This is a genomic window from Bacillus sp. FSL E2-8868, from assembly GCF_038005505.1.
Classification (GTDB): domain Bacteria; phylum Bacillota; class Bacilli; order Bacillales; family Bacillaceae_G; genus Bacillus_A; species Bacillus_A mycoides.
This window is the reverse complement of record NZ_JBBOTI010000002.1, coordinates 1,329,579-1,351,415: the sequence shown is the minus strand read 5'-3', so window position 1 is coordinate 1,351,415 and position 21,837 is coordinate 1,329,579. Positions and strand designations below refer to the sequence as shown.

Genomic DNA, 21,837 nt, shown 5'->3' with positions numbered 1-21,837 from the left:
ATGTATAATAAGGTGTCTTTTCGTAAAGTATTACGAAAAGACACCTTATTTATTTTTAATCACCTTTACGTTCCTTTCTTTTTTGCATATACATAAGAAAAGGAGGGATGAAGGTTGGGGGTTGTTGAAACGGCAGAATGGTTACATCTGTATTATGGACGTCCAGAGAAGCTTTGTGAGAAATTTACAAAGTATATTCCATTGCCAAAAGAGAGACTGTATCGCTTTTTAATCTCTAAAGGTATGTATCGCCCAGTAATGCGGGGGGAGCAGGAAATTAAAGAGTTAGAGAAGAAAGAAATTTGGAAAGAACTTAGCATGGAGTATGAAAAATTGAAAGGTTGGCTAAAAGGTCCAGATGTCCCTATCTTTATTTTATTATCAGATTCATACAATCGAACTGTACAAGAGGAATATAACGGGAAGGCTGGCTTATCTATGCGTCACGTTATTTTCTTATTCGTATGTGGACGTAATTCAGTAGAGGAACTAAAAGCTTTATTAACGCATGAATACCATCATATATGTAGGTTACATCAAATTGAGACGAAAGAAACAGAGTATACATTACTTGATACGATGATTATGGAAGGGTTAGCTGAGCAAGCTGTGTATGAAAGGTATACAGAAAAAAGATGTGCACCGTGGACTACTTACATTTCAAAAGAAGATGCTATTTATTATTGGAGGAATTCAATACAAGAACGAATAGGCGTAAAGAGAGGTACGAGGGAGCATGATGTTTTATTAAATGGACTGCACTCGTATCCGAAAATGCTTGGCTATGCACTTGGATTTCATATTGTGAAAGATTGTGTAGCATTTGAAGGAGAAAATACACTTTCTTTATTATCTATAGATGCGAAAGAAATATTGAATAAAGCAAATACATTTCATGTTTCATGAAAAACAGGGGAGCTATCTCCTGTTTTTTTATATTATAGAAGAAAAAATAATAATTAGAATATATTTCCTCAAGTGGAATAAAGTTAAGCGAAACTGAACATAATGATTGGTACAAACAGTAGTGAAGTGAGGGGTAGTGAATGTTATATCTACATGATGTATGGGTAAATTGGTTTGAAGGTGAAGAGAATGGGTATAACGTTTGTCATTTTTACGAATGGCGGAAAGATGATACGATTGAGCTATTAGATCAAGTGCCATTATTAAAAGTAGATGCCACATTATATCATTACATCGAGAACGAATTATTAGAGCTTCCGCAAAAATTATTGGAAGACGTATATCATAAGGCTTATATTCGTAAAAATCACGAACGTTTGCAACAAGAATATTGTTTTGTAGTTACAGATGGAAAAGGAATTATTGCGATTGATTCAATCGGCTATAATGTGCCAATTAGAAAAAGTAGGCTTATACCGCGTCAAGAACAGATGGTATATGAGATGGTAGAGAATGTGCAAGCAGAAAAGTATGAGTTCCAAGTGGAAGAGATTGAAAAAGAACATCATATTTTATCACCGTCGCCTTTCATTATGAACGGCCTAACTCGTAAAGAAAGACAGTTAAAACAATTATTATTTATGGCATTAGATCAATTACATACAACGAAAAATCCAGCTGAAATTCGCTATTGGTTCACAGAATGGGATCCATCAGCGTACGGAATGGTCCAACATATGGAGTTTGAAGATGTTTGGGCTAAACTTTATGATGAAGCGAAAACTGGATGGTCTGAGAAGCACGAGCAATTATGTGAGCGCCTTGTAAAAGGACAGCCGTTTTTTGAAAAGTTATGGGAAATGGAAAATGAGCAGAAGGTAAATTAAAAAAACCGCCAATTGGCGGTTTTTTTTATGGAGGTGACAAGAATGTTCGGTGGCTTCGCGCCTTCCTGCGAGGCAAAACCCACCTCTACGTCAGGAGCTCCATCCCCCTCACATTCTGAACGAGCCGCTTCCGCTTTTTGTAGTAATCCAGCTCTGGCAGCAAGCTCTTCGTGTCTAAGAACCTTCCGCATAAGAAGACAAAAAGCGTCTTCTATGCGAAAGAACCTTAGCCAGTCAGAGCTGAACGAGCTGCCTCCGCTTTATAAGTTACCTACGTTTTCTACTTAATCCCATTGCGTTTTCTACTTTGCGTAGTTGTTTGAATGCAACGCGGTTTGCTTTTTCTGCACCTTTGTCTAGAATTTCGTCTAGTTCTGGTGAGTTGATTAGTTCGTTATATTTGTCTTGGATTGGACGAATTGCTTCTACGACTACTTGTGCTAGGTCGCCTTTGAAGTCCCCGTATCCTTTTTCTTCGTACATTGCTTCTATTTCTTCAACTGTTTTTCCAGAGAATGAAGAGTAGATTGTTAATAAGTTAGAGATTCCAGGTTTGTTTTCTTTATCAAATTTCACGATACCTTCAGAATCAGTTACAGCACTTTTAATTTTCTTTTCAATTGTTTTTGGTTCATCAAGCATACTGATCATTGCTTTTGGATTCGGATCAGATTTACTCATTTTTTTCGTAGGTTCTGTTAATGACATAACGCGAGCTCCTACTTTTGGAATACGAATTTCAGGAACAGTGAACACTTCACGGAAGCGTTTGTTGAAACGCTCTGCTAGGTCGCGTGTTAATTCCATATGTTGTTTTTGATCATCACCAACAGGTACGATTTCAGTGTTGTAAAGTAAAATATCAGCAGCCATTAATGGTGGATACGTTAGTAATCCAGCTGGAACTGAATCTCTACCAGAAGATTTATCTTTATATTGCGTCATACGCTCTAATTCTCCAACGTAAGCAACTGATTGCATAATCCATCCTAGTTGAGCGTGTGCTGGTACTTCTGATTGTACAAATAAAGTAGCTTTTTCAGGATCGATGCCGCATGCTACATAAAGTGCAGCAAGACTGCGAATGTTTTTACGAAGTTGTACGGGATCTTGAGGTACTGTAATCGCATGTTGGTTTACAATACAGAAATAACAGTCGTGTTCATTTTGAAGCTCTGTAAATTGCTTCATAGCTCCTAAATAGTTTCCAAGTGTAATCGTTCCGCTTGGCTGAATACCAGAAAAGATAACTGACATAAGTAATTCCTCCTAAAATTGAATGTGCGATGGGGAAGAGAAGGCATACAAAAAAGCCCATTCATCCCAAATTACATAGGGACGAATGGACCGCGGTACCACCCTAATTATTTCACAGCTGTGAAATCTCTCAAGATCCATAATAACGTCTGGATATAACGCCAAAGCCTACTACTTTCGGTTCGGTTTGGTGCTCAAAAGCCCATTCCATACTGCGCAATTACTTGTTCACACCAGCCACAAGCTCTCTGAAATTGCCTCAATATGTACTCTTCTTTATCATCGCATACATATAAATTTATTTATTGTTACCTAAGCTCTTTTAATATGAAAGAACTAAAGTTTTATAACAAAATGTTTTGCTGATTATTATATCATATGGGATAGTGTTTGCAAACTACATCAAAATAGTAAAGCTAATGAGGATCGAGAACAACCCAAGTACGATACCGGTAATACAAATCGGATACGTCCATTTGAATGAATATGTTTTATAAATACGTTCTTTCTTATCGATAGGTTCCTCTGCTTCTTCAATTAAAGAGTCAATTTTTTTATTCGTACCAAATACTCTTTGGAATGCGTAAATTGTTACGTTAAAAAATCCGTTTTGAAATATGAATAAAAAACCACCTATAAGAATAAAAAACAATGCAATATAGAATGAGATGTTGACAAAATTCAACAAAAAATGAGATGAAACGAGGAATGCGCCCACACTAGAAGCGATTATCGCAACCAAAAATAGTATACAAGTATGAAAAAAAACTTTATTCAAAATATTCCCCTCCGTCAAAATATTACTAGAATTATTATACTATAAAAGTTATAATAAGTAATATAAATAATTTTTTGAAAATTATACGCAATTGAGGTTCTAATTTCAAGATGATGGTAGCAATGTTAACGTATCCCTTTACAAAAAATTAAAAATATAAACATTTTATTAAAAATTTTAACAAAAAAACAAAAAACTATATTCACAATCGTCATATTATATGTATAATGAAAATTGTAGAAACTTGGAGATTATTCTTTCAATTCTACTTTTCTACAAGTGAGGGTACAGTAAGTGCAATTAGGGGAGGCAACACAACATGAAGAAAAAGATACCGTTATTACTTGCATCAACTTTAACTGCAAGTATGTTGCTTGGCGCGTGTAGCTACCAGAAAGAGGACGCTAAAGCAAAAGGAAAAGAAAACACTACTAGTAGTAGTAACGGAAAACAGATTCTTAATTTAACAGAGTTATCTGAAATTCCATCAATGGATGCATCGTTAGCATCAGATTCTGCATCTTCAACAGCATTAAATAATACGATGGAAGGTTTATATCGTACTGGCAAAGATCAAAAGAGAATGCCTGGGATTGCTGAAGATGTCCAAAAGCTAGATGATGGGAAGAAATACATATTTAAGTTAAGAAAAGATGCGAAATGGTCGAATGGGGAACCTGTAACAGCGAAAGACTTTGTGTATTCATGGAAAAGAGCAGTAAATCCAGATACAAAAGCGACGTATTCATACATTATGTTCGATATTAAAAATGCAGAAAAAATTCATAAAAAAGAATTACCTGCTGACCAATTAGGTGTAAAGGCGATTGATGATTATACATTAGAAGTGGAATTAGACAATCCCGTTCCTTACTTTATTGATTTAACGGTTTATCCGGTGTTCTACCCACTAAATGAGAACTTTGTGAAATCACAAGGTGATAAGTTTGGTTTAGAGGCAAATACAACATTATATAACGGGCCATTCGTTATGAGTGATTGGAAACATGAACAAAGCTTCCAATTTAAGAAGAACCCATCATATTGGGATAACAAGACGGTTAAAATCGAAGAAATAAATTTCAATATTGTGAAAAACACATCGACTGATGTAAATTTATATGAGACAAATGCGATTGATCGTGCGGCTCTAACATCGGAATTTGTTGATAAATTTAGACAAACTCCAGAGTTCCAAACACGACAAGAAGCAGGAGTTGCCTACTTAAGATTTAATCAAAATAATAAGTATTTGAGTAATAAAAACTTAAGAAAAGCAATTTCAATGTCCTTTGACCGTGATAACATTGCAAAAGTTATTTTAAACAACGGCGCAATTGGTGCTTACGGATTTGTTGGAAAAGATTTCGCTGAAGGTCCGAATAAAAAAGACTTCCGTGCTGAAAATGGAAAGCTAGTTGAAACGGATTCAAAAGAAGCGAAAAAACTTTGGGAAACAGCGAAGAAAGAGCTTGGCACTGATAAAATCGAATTAGAATTCTTAAGCTTCGATAATGAAGATGCGAAAAAAATTGGCGAATTCTTAAAAGGTGAGATGGAAAAGAACTTACCTGGTTTATCGATCAAAATTAAACAGCAGCCATTCGCACAAAAAAATAAGTTAGAAGACTCTCAGGAATATGATATGGCGTTTGGTGTTTGGGGTCCAGATTTCCCAGATCCAGTCTCATATTTAGATATGTTTGTTACGAATGGTTCACAAAACAAAACGGGATATTCTAATCCGAAATATGATGAACTAATTCTAAAAGCAAAAACAGATACAAAAGATTTACAGGCTCGCTGGAACAACCTTTTAGAGGTAGAGAAGATGTTAATTAAAGAGGATGCAGTTATTGCTCCAGTCTATCAAAAAGGTTCAGCGTATGTAGTAAAAGGTGCTGTAAAAGATATTATCCCGATTAACTACGGTGGTAAATTAACTTACAAATGGGCATCTGTTGAACAAAAATAATCTTTTTTCCATCGTTTACAAGGGTATATGCCTATGATGGGCATGTGCTCTTATTTTAAAAAAATAAAAGTAAGAATATTTCAAACTATCTTATTGCTTTTGAGAAAAACGGGGAGGTGCTTGACTATGGGACGTTATGTATTAAAACGTTTCGTGTACATGGCTTTGACATTATTTTTAATTACTACACTGACTTTCTTTTTGATGAAATTACTACCGGGTTCTCCGCTTAAAAACCAGGAGAAGCTATCACCGGCACAAAAAGAAATCATTCTTGAAAAATATGGATTAAATGATCCAGTACCAGTTCAATATGCACGTTACTTAGGTAACTTAGCAAAAGGTGATTTAGGGGTATCATTCCAATATGATAACCGCCCAGTAACAGATATGATTGTGGATCGTATTGGACCATCAGCACAACTTGGTTTACAAGCGATTATATTAGGAACATTTATCGGTTTAATTTTAGGAATCGTTGCGGCGCTTCGTAACAATACGTGGGTCGATTATGGGGCGACAATTATTTCCGTACTCGGGATGTCGGTACCCTCATTCGTATTCGCCGCATTACTACAATATTTCGTAGGGGTAAAACTTGGTTGGTTCCCAGTAGCATTCTGGAAAGGACCGGAGTTTACAGTAATGCCTACAATTGCCTTATCGATGGCAGTTATCGCAACAATCGCACGTTTCGCTCGTGCAGAGTTAATTGAGGTTATGCAAGCAGACTACATTTTAACAGCGAAAGCGAAAGGAATTAGCCAAGGCGTTATCATTATCAAGCACGCACTGCGTAACGCATTAATTCCAGTTGTAACAATTTTAGGACCAATGGTTGCAGGATTAATTACAGGGACACTAGTTATTGAGCAAATTTACGCTGTACCTGGACTTGGGGAACAATTCGTTAAATCGATTACAGTGAATGACTATACAGTTATTATGGGAACTACAATTTTCTATAGTGCGATCTTCATCTTAGTTATTTTCATTGTCGATATTTTATACGGAATTATTGATCCTCGTATTCGTTTAGCGGGAGGGAAAAAATGATGAAAGATGTACAAAAATTATCTCCAGATTTATTTCAACCAGCCAATCAGAGTAATGTTGATAATGAAGTCATTGCCCGTCCAAGCTTAACGTTTTGGCAAGATGTAAGAAGACGTTTGTTCCAACATAAAGGTGCAATGTTTGGTTTCATATTATTAATGCTTATTGTACTACTAGCAATTTTAGGACCGATGGTAAGTAAGCATTCTTATAAAGAGCAGGATTTAGGTCGTGCGAAAATGCCACCGAAAATTCCAGTGATTGAAAATGTTCATTGGCTACCATTTGACGGTACAGATCAATATGGTGTTGACCAATATGAAAAACGTGATATTAAAGAGTACTTCTGGTTTGGTACAGATGATCTTGGCCGTGATTTATGGACAAGAACATGGGAAGGTACACGAGTATCATTATATATCGCTCTTTTAGCAGCAGCGATTGACTTAGTAATTGGGGTTGCATATGGAGGTATTTCAGCTTTCTATGGCGGCAGAGTAGATAATATTATGCAACGTATTATGGAGATCATTAACGGTATTCCATACTTAATCATCGTTATTTTAATGGTAATCATTATGGGATCAGGTATTTGGTCAATTACACTTGCGATGGCAATTACAGGTTGGATAGGGATGTCGCGTATCGTTCGTGGACAGATCCTAAAATTAAAAAACCAAGAATATGTATTAGCATCTCGTACATTAGGGGCAACGAATACACAGTTAATTGTGAAGCACTTAATTCCGAACGTAATGGGACCAATTATCGTAATGACAATGTTTACAATTCCAACAGCGGTATTTGGTGAAGCATTCTTAAGCTTCATCGGACTAGGTATTCAGCCACCATTCGCATCACTTGGTTCTCTTGTAAATGATGGTTATAAATCAATTCAAACGTATCCACATATGATGTTCATCCCAGCGGTTGTCATCAGTATGTTAATCTTAGCATTCAACTTAATTGCAGACGGATTACGCGACGCGTTAGATCCAAAAATGCGTAAGTAAAAGAGGGGAGAAGTAAAAATGAAAACATTGCTAGAGGTAAAAGATTTGCAAGTCTCCTTTGATACACATGCAGGTGAAGTACAAGCTGTACGCGGTGTTACTTTTGATTTGAAAAAAGGAGAGACATTAGCGATTGTAGGAGAATCTGGTTCTGGTAAATCAGTTACTTCTAAAGCGTTAATGGGATTAATTCCGAATCCTCCAGGACGTATTAAAAACGGTGAAATCATATTTGAAGGTCGTGACTTAACGAAACTAACAGAAAAAGAAATGCAGCAAGTACGCGGTAAAGATATTGCGATGATTTTCCAAGATCCAATGACATCATTAAATCCAACGATGACTATTGGTAATCAGATTATGGAAGGTCTTATTAAACACCAAGGGATGAGTAAAGCAGATGCACGTAAAGTTGCGTTAGAATTAATCGACCTTGTAGGTATTCCGAATCCAGAAGCGCGCTTAAAACAATATCCGCACCAATTCTCAGGTGGTATGAGACAGCGTGTAGTTATTGCGATGGCGTTAGCTTGTAACCCGAAATTATTAATTGCCGATGAGCCGACAACAGCGCTAGACGTTACAATTCAGGCGCAAATTTTAGAACTTATGAAGGACATTCAGCAAAAAACAGAAGCAGCAATCATTTTCATTACGCATGACTTAGGTGTAGTGGCAAACGTTGCAGACCGAGTTGCGGTTATGTACGCTGGTAAAGTTGTTGAAATTGGAACTGTTGATGAAATTTTCTACAATCCAAAACATCCATACACATGGGGCTTAATCGCATCTATGCCAAGCTTAGATGGTGCAGAGGACGAGCTATATGCGATTCCAGGAACGCCTCCAGACTTATTAAAACCGCCAAAGGGTGATGCTTTTGCACCACGTAACCCGCAGGCATTGAAAATTGATTTTGAAATGGACCCACCTTTATTTAAAGTAAGTGATACACACTATGCGGCAACTTGGTTACTTCACGAGCAAGCTCCAGAAGTAAAACCACCGGCAGTCGTTGAAAAACGCATTCTTCAAATGAAAGCAGGTGAACAACATGACTAAACAACGTGAGAAATTAATTGAAGTAAAAAATGTAAAGCAGCACTTCGACGTGAGTGGTGGTGTTGTCAAAGCGGTTAATGATATTTCATTTGATATTTACCGCGGAGAAACATTTGGTCTTGTAGGAGAATCAGGTTGTGGTAAATCGACAACTGGAAGAACGATTATTCGTTTATATGATGCAACTGCTGGTGAAGTGTTGTTCGATGGTGAAAATGTACATGGTAAAAAATCACGTGCCGAGCTGAAGAAGTTCAACCGTAAAATGCAAATGATTTTCCAAGATCCATATGCATCATTAAATCCTCGTATGACAGTAGGAGATATTATTGCAGAAGGTATTGATATTCACGGACTAGCAAAAGGCAAAAAAGAGCGTATGGACCGTGTTCATGAATTATTAAATACAGTTGGTTTAAATAAAGAGCACGCAAACCGTTTCCCGCATGAATTCTCAGGCGGACAACGTCAACGTATCGGTATCGCTCGTGCGCTAGCTGTAGAACCTGAATTTATCATTGCTGATGAACCAATCTCAGCACTTGACGTATCGATTCAGGCGCAAGTTGTAAACTTACTGAAACAGTTACAAAGAGAAAAAGGTTTAACATACTTATTCATCGCCCATGATTTATCAATGGTAAAATACATTAGTGATCGCATTGGTGTAATGTACCGTGGTCAAATCGTTGAGTTGACAACAAGTGAAGAGTTATATGCGAATCCAATGCATCCATATACAAAATCACTACTATCTGCAATTCCGCTTCCAGATCCAGATTATGAGCGCAATCGTAAACGTATCGTATACGATCCATCTCAACATCAATATGGTGAGGAAGCACCAACAATGCGTGAAATTCGCCCAGGACATTTTGTATTATGTTCTGAAGCAGAGTATAAGAAATATAAAGAAATCTATCAATAATAAAGTAGAGCCATTCTTCTATTACAGAAGGATGGCTCTATTTTTTTATACTAATTAAACTTAATTTAGTATAAAGAGATTTTATCCAAGTTCTTTTTCGGTTTAAAGACAGCAAATTAAGAGTTTCCAAGAATGAAGAAAAGGCGACTGAAATCCAGCCGCCTTTTTCTTCATTTAGAAACACTTTTATTTTACTGCGCCTGAACAGAAACACTCTCATCTTGCTCATTTGGTTTAACAAGTGCATAATTTTCCCACGATCTACTTCTCCAGCGGAAGAACATAATAATTGCTCGCGTCCATTCGTCGATAGCAATCGCTAGCCAAATACCAACGAGCCCCATGTCTAAATGGAAGGCGAAAAAGTAACCGAGTGGTAAGCTCATTAACACCATGGAGAATGCGCCGATTAAAACAGGGTATTTTGCATCGCCAGCTGCACGAAGTGAATTAATGATGACGATGTTCATCGTCCGTCCTGTTTCAAGTAGTACACTTAGTAAAAGAACGCTTGCCCCTAGAGCGATAATATGAGGATTATCCGTAAATAGTCCCATTAATTGTGTGCGGAATGTAACAACGAGCATGACCATAAATAAAGTTACGCCAATCGCCCATTGTACACTTTTCCATACGCGTGTGTAAGCTTCATCCTTTTCATTTCCGCCAACTAGGCGTCCAACGATAATAGCTGTTCCCATACCGATAGCAATGGCGAATAAATAAGTGAACATGGAAATGTTAGTAGCGTATTGTCTTGCAGCTAACGATTCCGTACCTAAGTATGTTGCGTAATATAAGAAGACAATTTGACAAGCTTGATACATGACTTGTTCGAATGCAGATGGAATGCCGATCTTTAAAATTTTGCCAACGTATTCTTTTGATAAAGTGAAGTAATATTGTAATTTCACACGGTATTCCATAACGCGGTACAGTAACCAGAAGAAAACGATAAGTGCGATTAACCGGCTGACAGCGGAAGAAATCGCGGCTCCTTGCACACCAAGTTCAGGAAAACCGAATTTCCCGAAAATAAGTACGTAGTTTCCGGCGATATGAATAATATTCATTCCAAGCGAAACAAACATTGCTTGCTTTGTAAAGCCGTGAACGCGGATAATTGCGGCTAATGAGTTAATAATAGCTTGAAGGAAAATAGCTCCTCCGACGATGGATAGATAGCTTTGTGCATACGTTAGTACATCGTCTTGTAAATTCATTGCCGTCATCATATGTTTTGAAAATAAAAGAAAACCAGCGCTTATAATGAGTCCGACCACTAAATTTAATGTGACGGCTAATGCTGATATTTTTGATGCTTCCATAAAGCGTTTAGAACCGAGGTATTGGGATACAACGATAGCTGCACCATTCCCTATGACTTCTAGTACTAAAATCGCGATATGAAGGTATTGATTCGCTGCACCAACCCCAGATACAGCATCGTCTGATAATGCACTTAACATGAAAGTATCAGCGATCCCCATCAGCATAAAAAGAAAAACTTCTAGAAAAATAGGCCATGTTAATAAGAATAAACTTAATTTCTCTGTTGGCCCGTTTTTTGAGCGAATTGCTGTCATGTCCGTCCCCTCTTTACCGATATCTATTTTTAGCAAAGTGTATCGTAACACACTTTCATATCCTTTGCACTTATTTTAGCCTACATATTTTCAATATGAATAAACCTTCATTTTATGACAAAAAAGGAGGAATAATTATGCGTAAGATATTATAGAATATAAAATTTATTTTTCTCTGATAATTTAGAAAAGTATAAAAATGGTCATTTTTAACACTTTAGTTCAATAAAAACGCAGTGTGAAACGTTTACAAAGGCATGTGGTGTTAACAGAAAATTTTAATAAAATAGAAATATAAATATACAAAGAATATATTTATGTGTATAATATGAATTATTAGAACATATATATATTTCTTTCTGTTTGAAAATGAAAGGGCTAACATTTTTTTTGGAGGGTGGAAGTATGAAAAAAAAGATACCAGTTTTTGTAGCATCAACAGTAGCAATGAGCATGATTTTAGGGGCATGTGGCTACCAAAAAGATGAACCGCAAGCGAACGCAAAAGGGGATAGCGGGAAAAGCGGTGCGAAGCAAGTTATTAACTTAATTGAAACACAAGAAATTCCAACGATGGACCCAGCGTTATCAGCTGATGCAGTTTCTTCAAAAGTAATGAACAATACGATGGAAGGCCTATACCGCCTTGGGAAAGACGATAAATTAGTTCCAGGTGTAGCGAAGGAATTCCAAAAGTCAGAAGATGGTAAAAAGTATACATTTAAATTACGTGAAGATGCAAAATGGTCAAATGGTGAACCTGTAACGGCGAAAGATTTCGTGTATGCATGGCAAAGAGCAATTAATCCAGATACAGCTGCGAAATCGGCGTACATTATGTACGATATAAAAAATGCTGAGAAAATTAATAAAAAAGAGATGAGTCCAGACCAATTAGGTGTAAAAGCGATTGATGATCATACGCTAGAAGTAGAATTAGATAATTCTATTCCATATCTTGTTGATTTAATGGTCTATCCGATCTTCTATCCTGTTAATGAAAAGTATGTGAAAGAGCAAGGGACGAAGTTTGGTTTAGAAGCAAATACAACACTTTATAACGGACCATTTACATTAAGTGATTGGCAACATGAACGTAGCTTCAAAATGACAAAGAGCTCATCATATTGGGACAATAAAGAAGTGAAGCTTGAGGAAGTGAACTTTAATATTGTAAAAGATACGTCTACGCCAATTAATTTATATGAAACAAACGCAGTCGATCGAGCGACGTTATTAGCAGAGTTCATCGATAAATATAAAGGAAAACCAGATTTCAAAACGGTAGAAGATACATCTGTATTCTTCCTTCGCTTAAATCAAAAAGACCCAGCTTTAGCAAATAAAAATATTCGTAAAGCAATTTCTCTTGGTTTTGACCGTAAACCATTCGTTGATACATTATTAAATAACGGTTCTAAGCCAGCGACGGGATTAATTCCTGACAATTTCATTAAAGGACCGGATAAAAAAGATTTCCGTGTTGAAAATGGAGATATTGTAAAACCAAATGTAAAAGAAGCGAAAAAGTATTGGGAAGCTGGTAAAAAAGAGCTTGGTAAAAACGAAATTGAATTAGAGCTATTAAATGAAGACGTTGAATTATCGAAGAAAACTGGTGAATATTTAAAAGGTGAGTTAGAAAAGAATTTACCAGGTTTAACAGTGAAAATTAAACAACAACCATTCGCGCAAAAACTAAAATTAGAAGATGCGGGCGACTTTGTAATGTCATTCTCTGGATGGAGTGCAGACTTCCCAGATCCAGTTACATATCTTGATATGTTCGTAACTGATGGGGCACAAAATAAAATGAAGTATTCTAATCCGAAGTACGATGAGATTATTATGAAAGCGAAGAAAGATGGAAGCGACGTAAATGCTCGTTGGAAAAACTTACTTGAAGCAGAAAAAATGTTACTTGATGACGCTGCGATTGTTCCAGTATATCAACGTGGTAGAGCATATTTACAAAGAGAAACAATTAAAGATATGTACAACCATAAGTATGGCGGGGAAGTAAGCTTCAAATGGGCATCAGTAGGAAAATAACAAAAAAAGCAGGTGATTACCTGCTTTTTTTAGTACGTACGTTTTTTATAAATGCCTTTTCCGCCAACTTGGTTCCAGCCAGATTGTACATCTAAACTTTTATTAACAAACTTCATTTTTTCTTTCCCACCAAAGAGTTTTTCACCGATGCTATTTGTAATGACACCAATCAATGCTGTTATTCCGATGATGAGGGTAGCAACAATGATAAAATCAGTAAAAAAAGCGATCATATGCAAATTCCCCCTTTGTCTGTCTGTATTTTTATTGTATGAGATAAATGGTAAAAAAGAAAGAAATGTCAGAAAAATATTCGATTTACTTTAGAAAGCATATAGACATGAGCGGAGAGATTTGTTAAAATGAGAACAAATGTTCCTTTTGCTTCTAACCTTTAGAGTCTTACATTTCTCAATTGTTTTGTCGGGAAAAGGTAAGAAAACGCTCTCTTTTTAATGGGGAAGATTATGAAACTGTAATTGTATATCAAGTGAAGATTATTGTAGAAAGTAAGTATCAAAAGGGTTGAGGACCGTTGTTAAAGGACAGTTTTACTGAGTATAATCATGTTGCATAGCAGTGGAGTACACGGAGGAATTTTCTCAACTAGCAGTAAATTCACTGTATATTTCTTGCAAAAACTATTGTATAATGATTATAGAAGTTACTTATTAAAAGTAATTATTGTTGCTTACATGAATTGCGATTTTTTACTTTGCTATAAGACAAGTTATCGCGAAAAATTGCGGAAGTTAGAAATTTAAACTGTAATTAGTACAGAATTTGTACTCTTTAAGGAGAGTGAGCTTTGTATGGTAACATTATATAGTTCTCCAAGCTGTACGTCTTGTAGAAAGGCGAAATTATGGCTAGAGGAAAATCATATTCCTTATACAGAACGTAATATTTTCTCAGATCCATTAACGATTGATGAGATTAAAGAGATTTTACGTATGACAGAAAGCGGAACGGATGAGATTATTTCTACTCGTTCAAAAGTTTTCCAAGAATTGAATGTGAACTTAGAGTCTTTACCACTTCAAGATTTATATAAGATGATTCGTGACTATCCAGGTATTTTACGTCGTCCAATTATGATTGACGAAAAACGCCTTCAAGTAGGTTACAACGAAGATGAAATCCGTCGTTTCTTACCACGTACAGTAAGAACGTTCCAATTACGTGAAGCACAGCGTCTTGTAAATTAATTATAATAATATGAAAACCTTCTACCTATTATAGAGTAGAAGGTTTTTTTTTACTGTTTAACATTACGTAATCGCACTTGTTGAACGATAAAGCCTATGCATAAAATTGTGAAAATGAACAAATAAGGGATACTTGTGGCAAAACTAGGATTATGATGAAAAAACGTTGCAAGTCTGTCTTCATGTGTAATCATTTTTCCTGCTGTATAGGCGAGAACTGCTGCTCCGCAATAAATGAGAAATGGAAAGCGTTCCATGAGTATTAAAATAAGTTTGCTTCCCCAAATGATAATCGGGATAGAAATGAATAAACCGATAATTACGAGTGAAAGTCTTCCGTGAGCTGCTCCTGCAATGGCAATAACATTGTCAAACCCCATAACGAGATCCGCGAATACAATTGTACGCACAGCTTGGAATAAAGTCGTTTTTCCTTTGATAGAAGAAAGATCGTTGTTATTATCAGTGAGTAAATTGACCGCAATTAATGTAAGTAAAATTCCGCCGGTGAGTTGTAAAAATGGGATATCAAGTAAATAGACAGCTAGTATCGTGAGGAGAATTCGTAGCACAATTGCTAACATAGTACCAATCAAAATGGCTTTATTTCGTTTTGCTTCAGGTAAATTTCGGCTAGCTAGTGCGATGACAATTGCGTTATCGCCACCTAGTACAACATCGATACCGACAATCATTAGTACAGATGTTAAAAACTCTAAGTCCATTCGTCTGCCTCCATTTATGATGTTTTAATAAGCGAAATATATGTATGTGGTGAAGAAAGTTTGTCTAGTTTTGATCCCGCGTTCCCAGGGACAAAATAATCACCTCTAATAGAAGTTTCACTTTATTACAGTGTACGAGGGAATATGGGAATGTATGTCCAAATTTTTTGTGAGCAGTGAATTGGTATAATGGTATATTTATTCCGATTGGTGCGAGCTAATAATCAGTGGAGGATGAAAAAAATACTGATTATTGTTTCACTTTATGTAAAAAGTCGAATACAGATAGGTATATAACTATTTTTGTAAAATAAATCGATTTTATTTCCCTTCTGGAGAATCTTATCATAAAATGAGAGTACAAGAATCTATTGTTTTGTCATATGAGTGGGGAATCCCTTCATAACAATTCTAAGCAGGAAGGGAGCGTTGTATTTTGGATATTGAAAGAATTAATGACCATACGATGAAATTTTTTATTACGTACATTGATATAGAGGACAGAGGGTTTAATCGTGAAGAAATTTGGTATGATCGCGAACGAAGTGAAGAGCTCTTTTGGGAGATGATGGACGAAGCTCGTGATCATGATGATTTCTTTATCGATGGGCCGTTATGGATCCAAGTGCAAGCAGTCGATAAAGGGATTGAAGTACTTGTAACGAAAGCGGAGCTTTCAAAGGATGGACAAAAGCTGGAACTACCAATAGGTGTAGACAAAATTATAGACATTCCTCTAGATGAAGGCATCGAATCATTATTCCAGCAAGAATTAGTGGAAGAGGTAGAAGAACAAATAGGAACAAACTTTAATGAAGATGGTACGTTTGGCTTTTTAATTAAGTTTAATGATTTTGAAGATGTTATTTCATTAAGTCATCGTCTTATCTTTGAAGATATAAAAGATGAATTACATTCATTTGAGGACCGATATTATGTATATGTGGAATTCGATGAAGTGCTACATGATGAAGAAGAAATTGATCGTATTTTAAGTATTGTTTTAGAATATGGAGAAGAATCTACTTTAACGATTCACCGTGTAAGTGAGTATGGGAAACAGGTTGTGAAAGAGCGTGCGCTTGAGACAATTCGCAACAATTTCCCTCCTAAAATGTAGGCCGATTTCTATAGTATGAAATCGGCTTTTTTTATGAAGAATAGGAAGGCTTTCTTAGTAAGGAGGTAAGAGATGAAAAACACGTTAAAACTACTTTTCTTTTTTCTACTATTGTTCGCATTATTTGTTTCATTACGCATGTTTATTGATGTAGCATTTTATTCGGATGTCATTGGGATAAAGGATGTTTCTATTTTAGGTATTATTAGTATTTTATTTACGGTTTCCGCATTTTTAATTGGATGTGTTATTTTCTTAGAAAACCGCCATCCGTCTAAAACACTTACGTGGTTAATCGTACTAGGTATTTTTCCGGTGTTCGGTTTCTTTGCTTATCTTTTATTTGGACAAAATTTTCGTAGAAAAAGAATGTTCCAAAAGAAGGCATTACTCGATGAACAGGCGTTTTTACAATATAAGGGACACGAAGATTACGAAGAACGGATTTTACGAAATCATAAGCATCAAGAATTGTTATTTCGTTTAGCAGATCGATTAGGTGCTTTAAATATTTCATTTCAAACTGAAACGAGGACATTAACAAATGGAGACGAAACGTTTCAGGAAATTTTAGATGGGTTAAATCGAGCGAAACACCACATTCATATGGAGTATTACATTGTGCGTGATGACAAGCTCGGTACAGAAATTAAAGATATTTTAATAAAAAAATCAAAAGAAGGCGTTGTCGTTCGTTTTTTATACGACGCGGTTGGAAGCTTTAAATTATCAAATTCGTATATTGAAGAATTGAATGATGCAGGAGTAGAAATGATTCCATTTTTCCCTGTGCGCTTTCCAATTTTAAACGATAAAATTAATTATCGAAACCACCGAAAAATCGTTATTATAGATGGAAATGAAGGGTTTGTAGGTGGATTAAATATTGGTGATGAGTATTTAGGGAAGGATAAATATTTCGGTTTTTGGCGAGACACGCATTTATATTTACGCGGTGAAGCAGTTCAAAGTTTACAGCTAATTTTCCTTCAAGACTGGTTTTATATGACTGGTGAGGCGGTATTAGCACCTGAATATTTACAAGCGGAAGCAGTTGAGGGTGATCATTGGGGCGGAGTCCAACTTGTTGGAGGTGGACCGGATAATAAATGGGAAACAATTAAACATTTATATTTTGCAATGATTGCTTCAGCTAGGAAATCGATTTGGATTGCAACACCATACTTTATCCCAGATGATGATATTTTATCTGCATTAAAAGTAGCTGCACTTGCAGGTATTGATGTTCGTTTGTTAATGCCAAGTAAGCCAGATAAGCGGACTGTCTTTTATGCATCAAGATCGTACTTTCCGGAGTTATTAGATGCAGGAGTAAAAATATATGAATATGAAAAAGGTTTTCTTCATAGTAAAGTTGTCATCGTGGATTCTGATCTCGCATCAATTGGGACAGCTAATATGGATATGAGAAGTTTTCATTTAAACTTTGAAGTAAATGCCTTTTTATATGATACAGGTAGCATTCGAAAGCTCGTTCAAGATTTTAAAGACGATTTAGAAGAATCCAGTGAAATTCATGTTGACCGATTTCATAAGAGACGTCTTCATAGGCGGATTGTTGAATCGACGTATCGGTTATTATCACCTTTATTATAGAAAGAGATGTCCTAATTTAGGACATCTTTTTTTTTAAGAGGAATTTGTAGTAAATTGTAGAATACAAGAAGTTGAAAGGGTGTGATGGTGGATGTTTATTGCAAGGAGAGAAAACGGAGAGAAAATTCATCTATTATATAACCGGGATGAAGAACGTTTACGCGAAATGCGTAAACGAGAAAAATTCTTTTGTACAGCTTGCGGAAAAGAAGTGCAAATGAAATTAGGAACACAAAAGAGCTGGCATTTTGCTCATAAGAAAGTGGATTCATGTCTTACCTATTATGAAGCAGAATCTATGTATCATATGCAAGGTAAAGAATTGTTATATAGATGGTTAAAACATCAAGATTTTCATGTCGATATAGAGCATTATCTGCCAGTAATCAAGCAACGGCCAGATATTTACGTAGAGAGAGCGGATAGAAAAATTGCGATTGAATATCAATGTGCAAATCTCTCCGTAGAGCAGCTTTATAAGCGAACATATTCGTATTGGCAAGCTAGTATACAAGTCATCTGGATAATCGGTGGAAATCAGTTGAAAAAGCAATCCGCCTATTGGATGACATTCTCCTCCCTTATGGCTTTCTCCTTACAACCTTATCCTCAGCCATTTCTTATTTTCTTCTGTCCGAAACAAAAATCGTTTATGAAATGCGCATTTATCACTCCGTTTTCTACAAATGTCTCTTTCTCACATACTATTTATTTACCAACTGATACGACTACTGTTGACATGCTCTTTTCCTCTGTTCCTTTCCAAAAAGAGGTATTAGGACAAGAATGGAAGAGAAAAAAGAACCATTTTCGGCAAAACGCTCTATCTATCTGGAATTATAATCATAAGTCACTACTCCGCCTCTTATATCAATATAAATGTACCCCAGCGAGCTTTCCTTCTGAAATCGGTGTTCCGCTCCCATCCGCGTTTGCTTTTCAAACAAATCCATTTATATGGCAAGCTTCTCTTTATTTGAAGTGTATAGGTATGCTTAAGGTAGGGGAGTATATTTCTCTGCAATACGTATGTAACTATGTAGCAAAATATACGAAGAGGCGTCTACTTCCGTATTTTGCACAACATATATGGAAGGTAGCAGTTTCGGAGTATATGACATTTTTATGTTATGCAGGTGTATTAATAAAAATAGGTATTAATAAGTATCGAAAAATAAGAGATGTTGTGTTGGTAAAAACAGAGGGAGAAATTATGAAATATGATGAAATTTGCTTAGCACATGCACTATCTCTATTTGAGACAAAGTTCAACATGAGAGAAGAAAAAGGGGATATAATAAAGAATGAACGTGAAGGAATTACATAAGAAAAACAGAATTGTACTTAAGTAGAGATATTTAAAGGAGGGCTTACAGAATGTCTGAACAAAATAAAGCAAAAACATTACCAGATCGCAATGAGATTGAAGAAGCAAGCACATGGCGATTAGAAGATATTTTCCAAACAGATGCAGAATGGGAAAAAGAATTCCAAGCTATTAAAGAGCTATTGCCAAAGTTAACTGAATTTAAAGGGAAGCTTGGCGACTCTGCAGACAATTTGCTTGAGGCATTGCAATATGAAGATGAAATTTCAATGCGATTAGGTAAGCTATATACATATGCACATATGCGTTACGATCAAGATACAACAAACTCTGTGTATCAAGCACTGAATGATCGCGCAACAAATTTATACTCACAAGTATCTAGTAGCACAGCGTATATCGTACCTGAAATTTTATCTATTTCAGAAGATACATTGCAAACATTCTTACAAGAAAATCGAGAACTAAGTGTATATGAGCATGCATTAGAAGAAATTACACGTCAACGCCCGCACGTATTATCTGAGGCAGAGGAAGCGTTATTAGCAGAAGCATCTGAAGTGATGAGTGCATCAAGTAATACATTCGGTATGTTGAATAATGCGGATTTGAAATTCCCATCTATTAAAGGTGAGGATGGAGAAGAGGTAGAAATAACACATGGCCGTTACATTCAGTTTTTAGAAAGTGATGATCGTCGTGTTCGCGAAGATGCATTCAAAGCTGTATTTGAAACGTATGGGAAATTTAAGAACACATTTGCAAGTACGTTAAGCGGGGCAGTGAAACGTAATAATTTCAATGCACGTATTCGTAAATATGACTCTGCTCGCCAAGCAGCATTAAGTAATAATAATATTCCTGAAGCAGTATACGATCAACTCGTTGAAACGGTAAATGACAACTTACATTTATTACACCGTTACATTGATATTCGTAAGCGTGCACTAGGACTTGATGAGCTTCATATGTACGATTTATATACACCACTTGTACAAGAAGTGAAAATGAATGTGACGTATGAGGAAGCGCAAGACCTGTTATTAAAATCTTTAAACGTACTTGGTGATGAATATGTTGAAATTTTAAAAGAAGCATATGAAAATCGCTGGGTAGATGTGTACGAGAATAAAGGCAAACGAAGCGGAGCATATTCATCTGGTGCATACGGAACAAATCCGTATATTTTAATGAACTGGCATGATAATGTAAATAATTTATATACACTTGCTCATGAGTTTGGTCATTCGGTGCATAGTTATTACACAAGAAAGACACAGCCACACGTATACGGTGATTATTCAATCTTCGTTGCAGAGGTAGCATCAACTTGTAATGAAGCGCTTCTAAATGATTATTTATTAAAAACGACAGAAGATAAAAAAGAGCGTCTATATTTATTAAATCATTATTTAGAAGGATTCCGTGGTACTGTATTCCGTCAAACAATGTTTGCAGAGTTCGAGCATATCATTCATAAAAAAGTACAAGAAGGACATGCGGTTACGCCAGATATGTTAACGGAGATCTACTACGATTTAAATAAGAAATATTTCGGGGATGCTTTAGTAATCGATAAAGAAATCGGTTTAGAATGGTCTCGTATTCCGCACTTCTATTACAACTATTACGTATATCAATACGCAACAGGATTTAGTGCAGCGACTGCGTTATCTAAACAAATTTTAGAAGAAGGGCAACCAGCAGTAGAACGTTACATTAACGAATTCTTAAAAGCGGGAAGCTCCGATTATCCAATTGAAGTGTTGAAAAAAGCAGGAGTTGATATGGCATCTCCTGAACCAGTGAAAGAGGCACTTCAAGTATTTGAAGAGAAATTAAATGAATTAGAAGCGTTATTATTTGAAGAAAAGTAATGAGAAAAGACGAGGGATTTTATCCTCGTCTTTTTTGTTTGAAAATGTATTTTGTCGATATTTGTCGATAAAATAAGGGGGATTTCCTTACTTTTTCTAAATTAGAAGGCAGTTTTACAGTTGATTTTTGTAATTAAAATCCTTTAAATCGTTTTCTATAGTTGAAATAAGAGACAGCGATGACGATAACTCCGAATAAAAGAGGGAAGGCAATAATTTTAGGAAAAGCTTGTAGTAGAGAAAGGATGTACAAGAAAAAAGAAACAATGAAAGCTAGAAAAATTAGCGCGATATGAGACTTTTTCATTAATAAAACCTCCTAAATGTTCTTTTTTATAGCTTATTCAAAAATGAAAACGTTTAGAATGTGACAAAAATGTGAAATTCGACAAAAGGGGTTGTCATCTGACGTCGAATCTTGTAATATAATAAGCGTGAACGAATTCACATACAAACATATACC

General features: G+C 35.9%; 19 protein-coding genes and 1 other annotated feature. Of the genes, 13 read left to right on the top strand and 6 right to left on the bottom strand.

Annotation, left to right across the window (positions count from 1 at the left end; all coding sequences use genetic code 11):
• Positions 1-114 precede the first annotated feature (114 nt).
• Both NSS74_RS17845 and NSS74_RS17840 read left to right on the top strand, forming a co-directional pair.
• Positions 115-906 carry a DUF2268 domain-containing protein gene (locus NSS74_RS17845; protein WP_002030365.1) on the top strand — a complete coding sequence of 264 codons (792 nt, stop codon included), beginning with the start codon at positions 115-117 and terminating at the stop codon, positions 904-906.
• A gap of 140 nt (positions 907-1,046) precedes the next feature.
• Entirely contained in the window at positions 1,047-1,793 is a 747-nt protein-coding gene (locus NSS74_RS17840) for a YjbA family protein (protein WP_002030367.1), read from the top strand.
• A 267-nt stretch (positions 1,794-2,060) separates the two neighbouring features.
• On the opposite strand, the gene trpS is transcribed toward NSS74_RS17840, so the two are convergent.
• Together trpS and NSS74_RS17830 are read right to left on the bottom strand one after the other, a co-directional pair.
• A complete protein-coding gene (gene trpS / locus NSS74_RS17835) occupies positions 2,061-3,050 on the bottom strand; it encodes a tryptophan--tRNA ligase (RefSeq protein WP_002140824.1) in 990 nt (329 codons plus the stop codon).
• Between the two features lie 74 nt (positions 3,051-3,124).
• Positions 3,125-3,342, bottom strand: a binding site (T-box leader).
• A 105-nt stretch (positions 3,343-3,447) separates the two neighbouring features.
• On the bottom strand, positions 3,448-3,828 hold the full coding sequence (locus NSS74_RS17830; protein WP_002125921.1) for a DUF3899 domain-containing protein: 381 nt from the start codon (positions 3,826-3,828) through the stop codon (positions 3,448-3,450).
• A gap of 319 nt (positions 3,829-4,147) precedes the next feature.
• Between NSS74_RS17830 and NSS74_RS17825 the strand changes: the two genes are divergently transcribed.
• The 5 genes from NSS74_RS17825 to NSS74_RS17805 all read left to right on the top strand — a co-directional run bounded on the left by NSS74_RS17825 (position 4,148) and on the right by NSS74_RS17805 (position 9,862).
• Positions 4,148-5,803 carry a peptide ABC transporter substrate-binding protein gene (locus NSS74_RS17825; RefSeq protein WP_002140825.1) on the top strand — a complete coding sequence of 552 codons (1,656 nt, stop codon included), beginning with the start codon at positions 4,148-4,150 and terminating at the stop codon, positions 5,801-5,803.
• A 126-nt stretch (positions 5,804-5,929) separates the two neighbouring features.
• Complete coding sequence (gene opp3b / locus NSS74_RS17820; protein ID WP_000534165.1) at positions 5,930-6,859, top strand: oligopeptide ABC transporter permease; 930 nt, start codon at positions 5,930-5,932, stop codon at positions 6,857-6,859.
• Positions 6,856-7,872 carry an oligopeptide ABC transporter permease gene (gene opp3C, locus NSS74_RS17815; RefSeq protein ID WP_012260546.1) on the top strand — a complete coding sequence of 339 codons (1,017 nt, stop codon included), beginning with the start codon at positions 6,856-6,858 and terminating at the stop codon, positions 7,870-7,872. The genes opp3b and opp3C overlap by 4 nt, the downstream gene beginning before the upstream one ends.
• A gap of 18 nt (positions 7,873-7,890) precedes the next feature.
• Complete coding sequence (locus NSS74_RS17810; RefSeq protein WP_012260547.1) at positions 7,891-8,934, top strand: ABC transporter ATP-binding protein; 1,044 nt, start codon at positions 7,891-7,893, stop codon at positions 8,932-8,934.
• Complete coding sequence (locus NSS74_RS17805; protein ID WP_002086978.1) at positions 8,927-9,862, top strand: ABC transporter ATP-binding protein; 936 nt, start codon at positions 8,927-8,929, stop codon at positions 9,860-9,862. Before NSS74_RS17810 ends, NSS74_RS17805 begins: the two co-directional genes overlap by 8 nt.
• A gap of 191 nt (positions 9,863-10,053) precedes the next feature.
• On the opposite strand, the gene NSS74_RS17800 is transcribed toward NSS74_RS17805, so the two are convergent.
• Positions 10,054-11,499, bottom strand: coding sequence for an MATE family efflux transporter (locus NSS74_RS17800; RefSeq protein WP_040963045.1), 1,446 nt, complete (start codon positions 11,497-11,499; stop codon positions 10,054-10,056).
• Between the two features lie 354 nt (positions 11,500-11,853).
• Between NSS74_RS17800 and NSS74_RS17795 the strand changes: the two genes are divergently transcribed.
• Complete coding sequence (locus NSS74_RS17795) at positions 11,854-13,500, top strand: peptide ABC transporter substrate-binding protein (protein ID WP_002140829.1); 1,647 nt, start codon at positions 11,854-11,856, stop codon at positions 13,498-13,500.
• A gap of 29 nt (positions 13,501-13,529) precedes the next feature.
• On the opposite strand, the gene NSS74_RS17790 is transcribed toward NSS74_RS17795, so the two are convergent.
• Positions 13,530-13,733 (bottom strand): hypothetical protein, encoded by a 204-nt coding sequence (locus NSS74_RS17790; RefSeq protein ID WP_000559981.1) that lies wholly within the window; start codon positions 13,731-13,733, stop codon positions 13,530-13,532.
• Between the two features lie 579 nt (positions 13,734-14,312).
• Between NSS74_RS17790 and spx the strand changes: the two genes are divergently transcribed.
• Entirely contained in the window at positions 14,313-14,708 is a 396-nt protein-coding gene (gene spx, locus NSS74_RS17785; protein WP_002011348.1) for a transcriptional regulator Spx, read from the top strand.
• 50 nt (positions 14,709-14,758) lie between these two features.
• On the opposite strand, the gene NSS74_RS17780 is transcribed toward spx, so the two are convergent.
• The gene (locus NSS74_RS17780) at positions 14,759-15,433 is read right to left on the bottom strand and encodes a TerC family protein (RefSeq protein ID WP_002011349.1); all 675 of its coding nucleotides are present in this window, start codon (positions 15,431-15,433) and stop codon (positions 14,759-14,761) included.
• A 436-nt stretch (positions 15,434-15,869) separates the two neighbouring features.
• Between NSS74_RS17780 and mecA the strand changes: the two genes are divergently transcribed.
• From mecA to pepF, 4 genes are all read left to right on the top strand, one after another.
• Positions 15,870-16,553: an adaptor protein MecA gene (gene mecA, locus NSS74_RS17775; RefSeq protein WP_002030378.1), complete on the top strand. Its 684-nt coding sequence runs from the start codon at positions 15,870-15,872 to the stop codon at positions 16,551-16,553.
• 72 nt (positions 16,554-16,625) lie between these two features.
• Positions 16,626-18,170, top strand: a complete 1,545-nt coding sequence (locus tag NSS74_RS17770) for a cardiolipin synthase (protein ID WP_012260549.1) — start codon at positions 16,626-16,628, stop codon at positions 18,168-18,170.
• A gap of 91 nt (positions 18,171-18,261) precedes the next feature.
• The gene (locus tag NSS74_RS17765; RefSeq protein ID WP_012260550.1) at positions 18,262-19,497 is read left to right on the top strand and encodes a competence protein CoiA; all 1,236 of its coding nucleotides are present in this window, start codon (positions 18,262-18,264) and stop codon (positions 19,495-19,497) included.
• A gap of 50 nt (positions 19,498-19,547) precedes the next feature.
• On the top strand, positions 19,548-21,374 hold the full coding sequence (gene pepF, locus NSS74_RS17760; protein WP_012260551.1) for an oligoendopeptidase F: 1,827 nt from the start codon (positions 19,548-19,550) through the stop codon (positions 21,372-21,374).
• Between the two features lie 133 nt (positions 21,375-21,507).
• On the opposite strand, the gene NSS74_RS17755 is transcribed toward pepF, so the two are convergent.
• Positions 21,508-21,681: a hypothetical protein gene (locus NSS74_RS17755; protein ID WP_002086970.1), complete on the bottom strand. Its 174-nt coding sequence runs from the start codon at positions 21,679-21,681 to the stop codon at positions 21,508-21,510.
• Positions 21,682-21,837 lie beyond the last annotated feature (156 nt).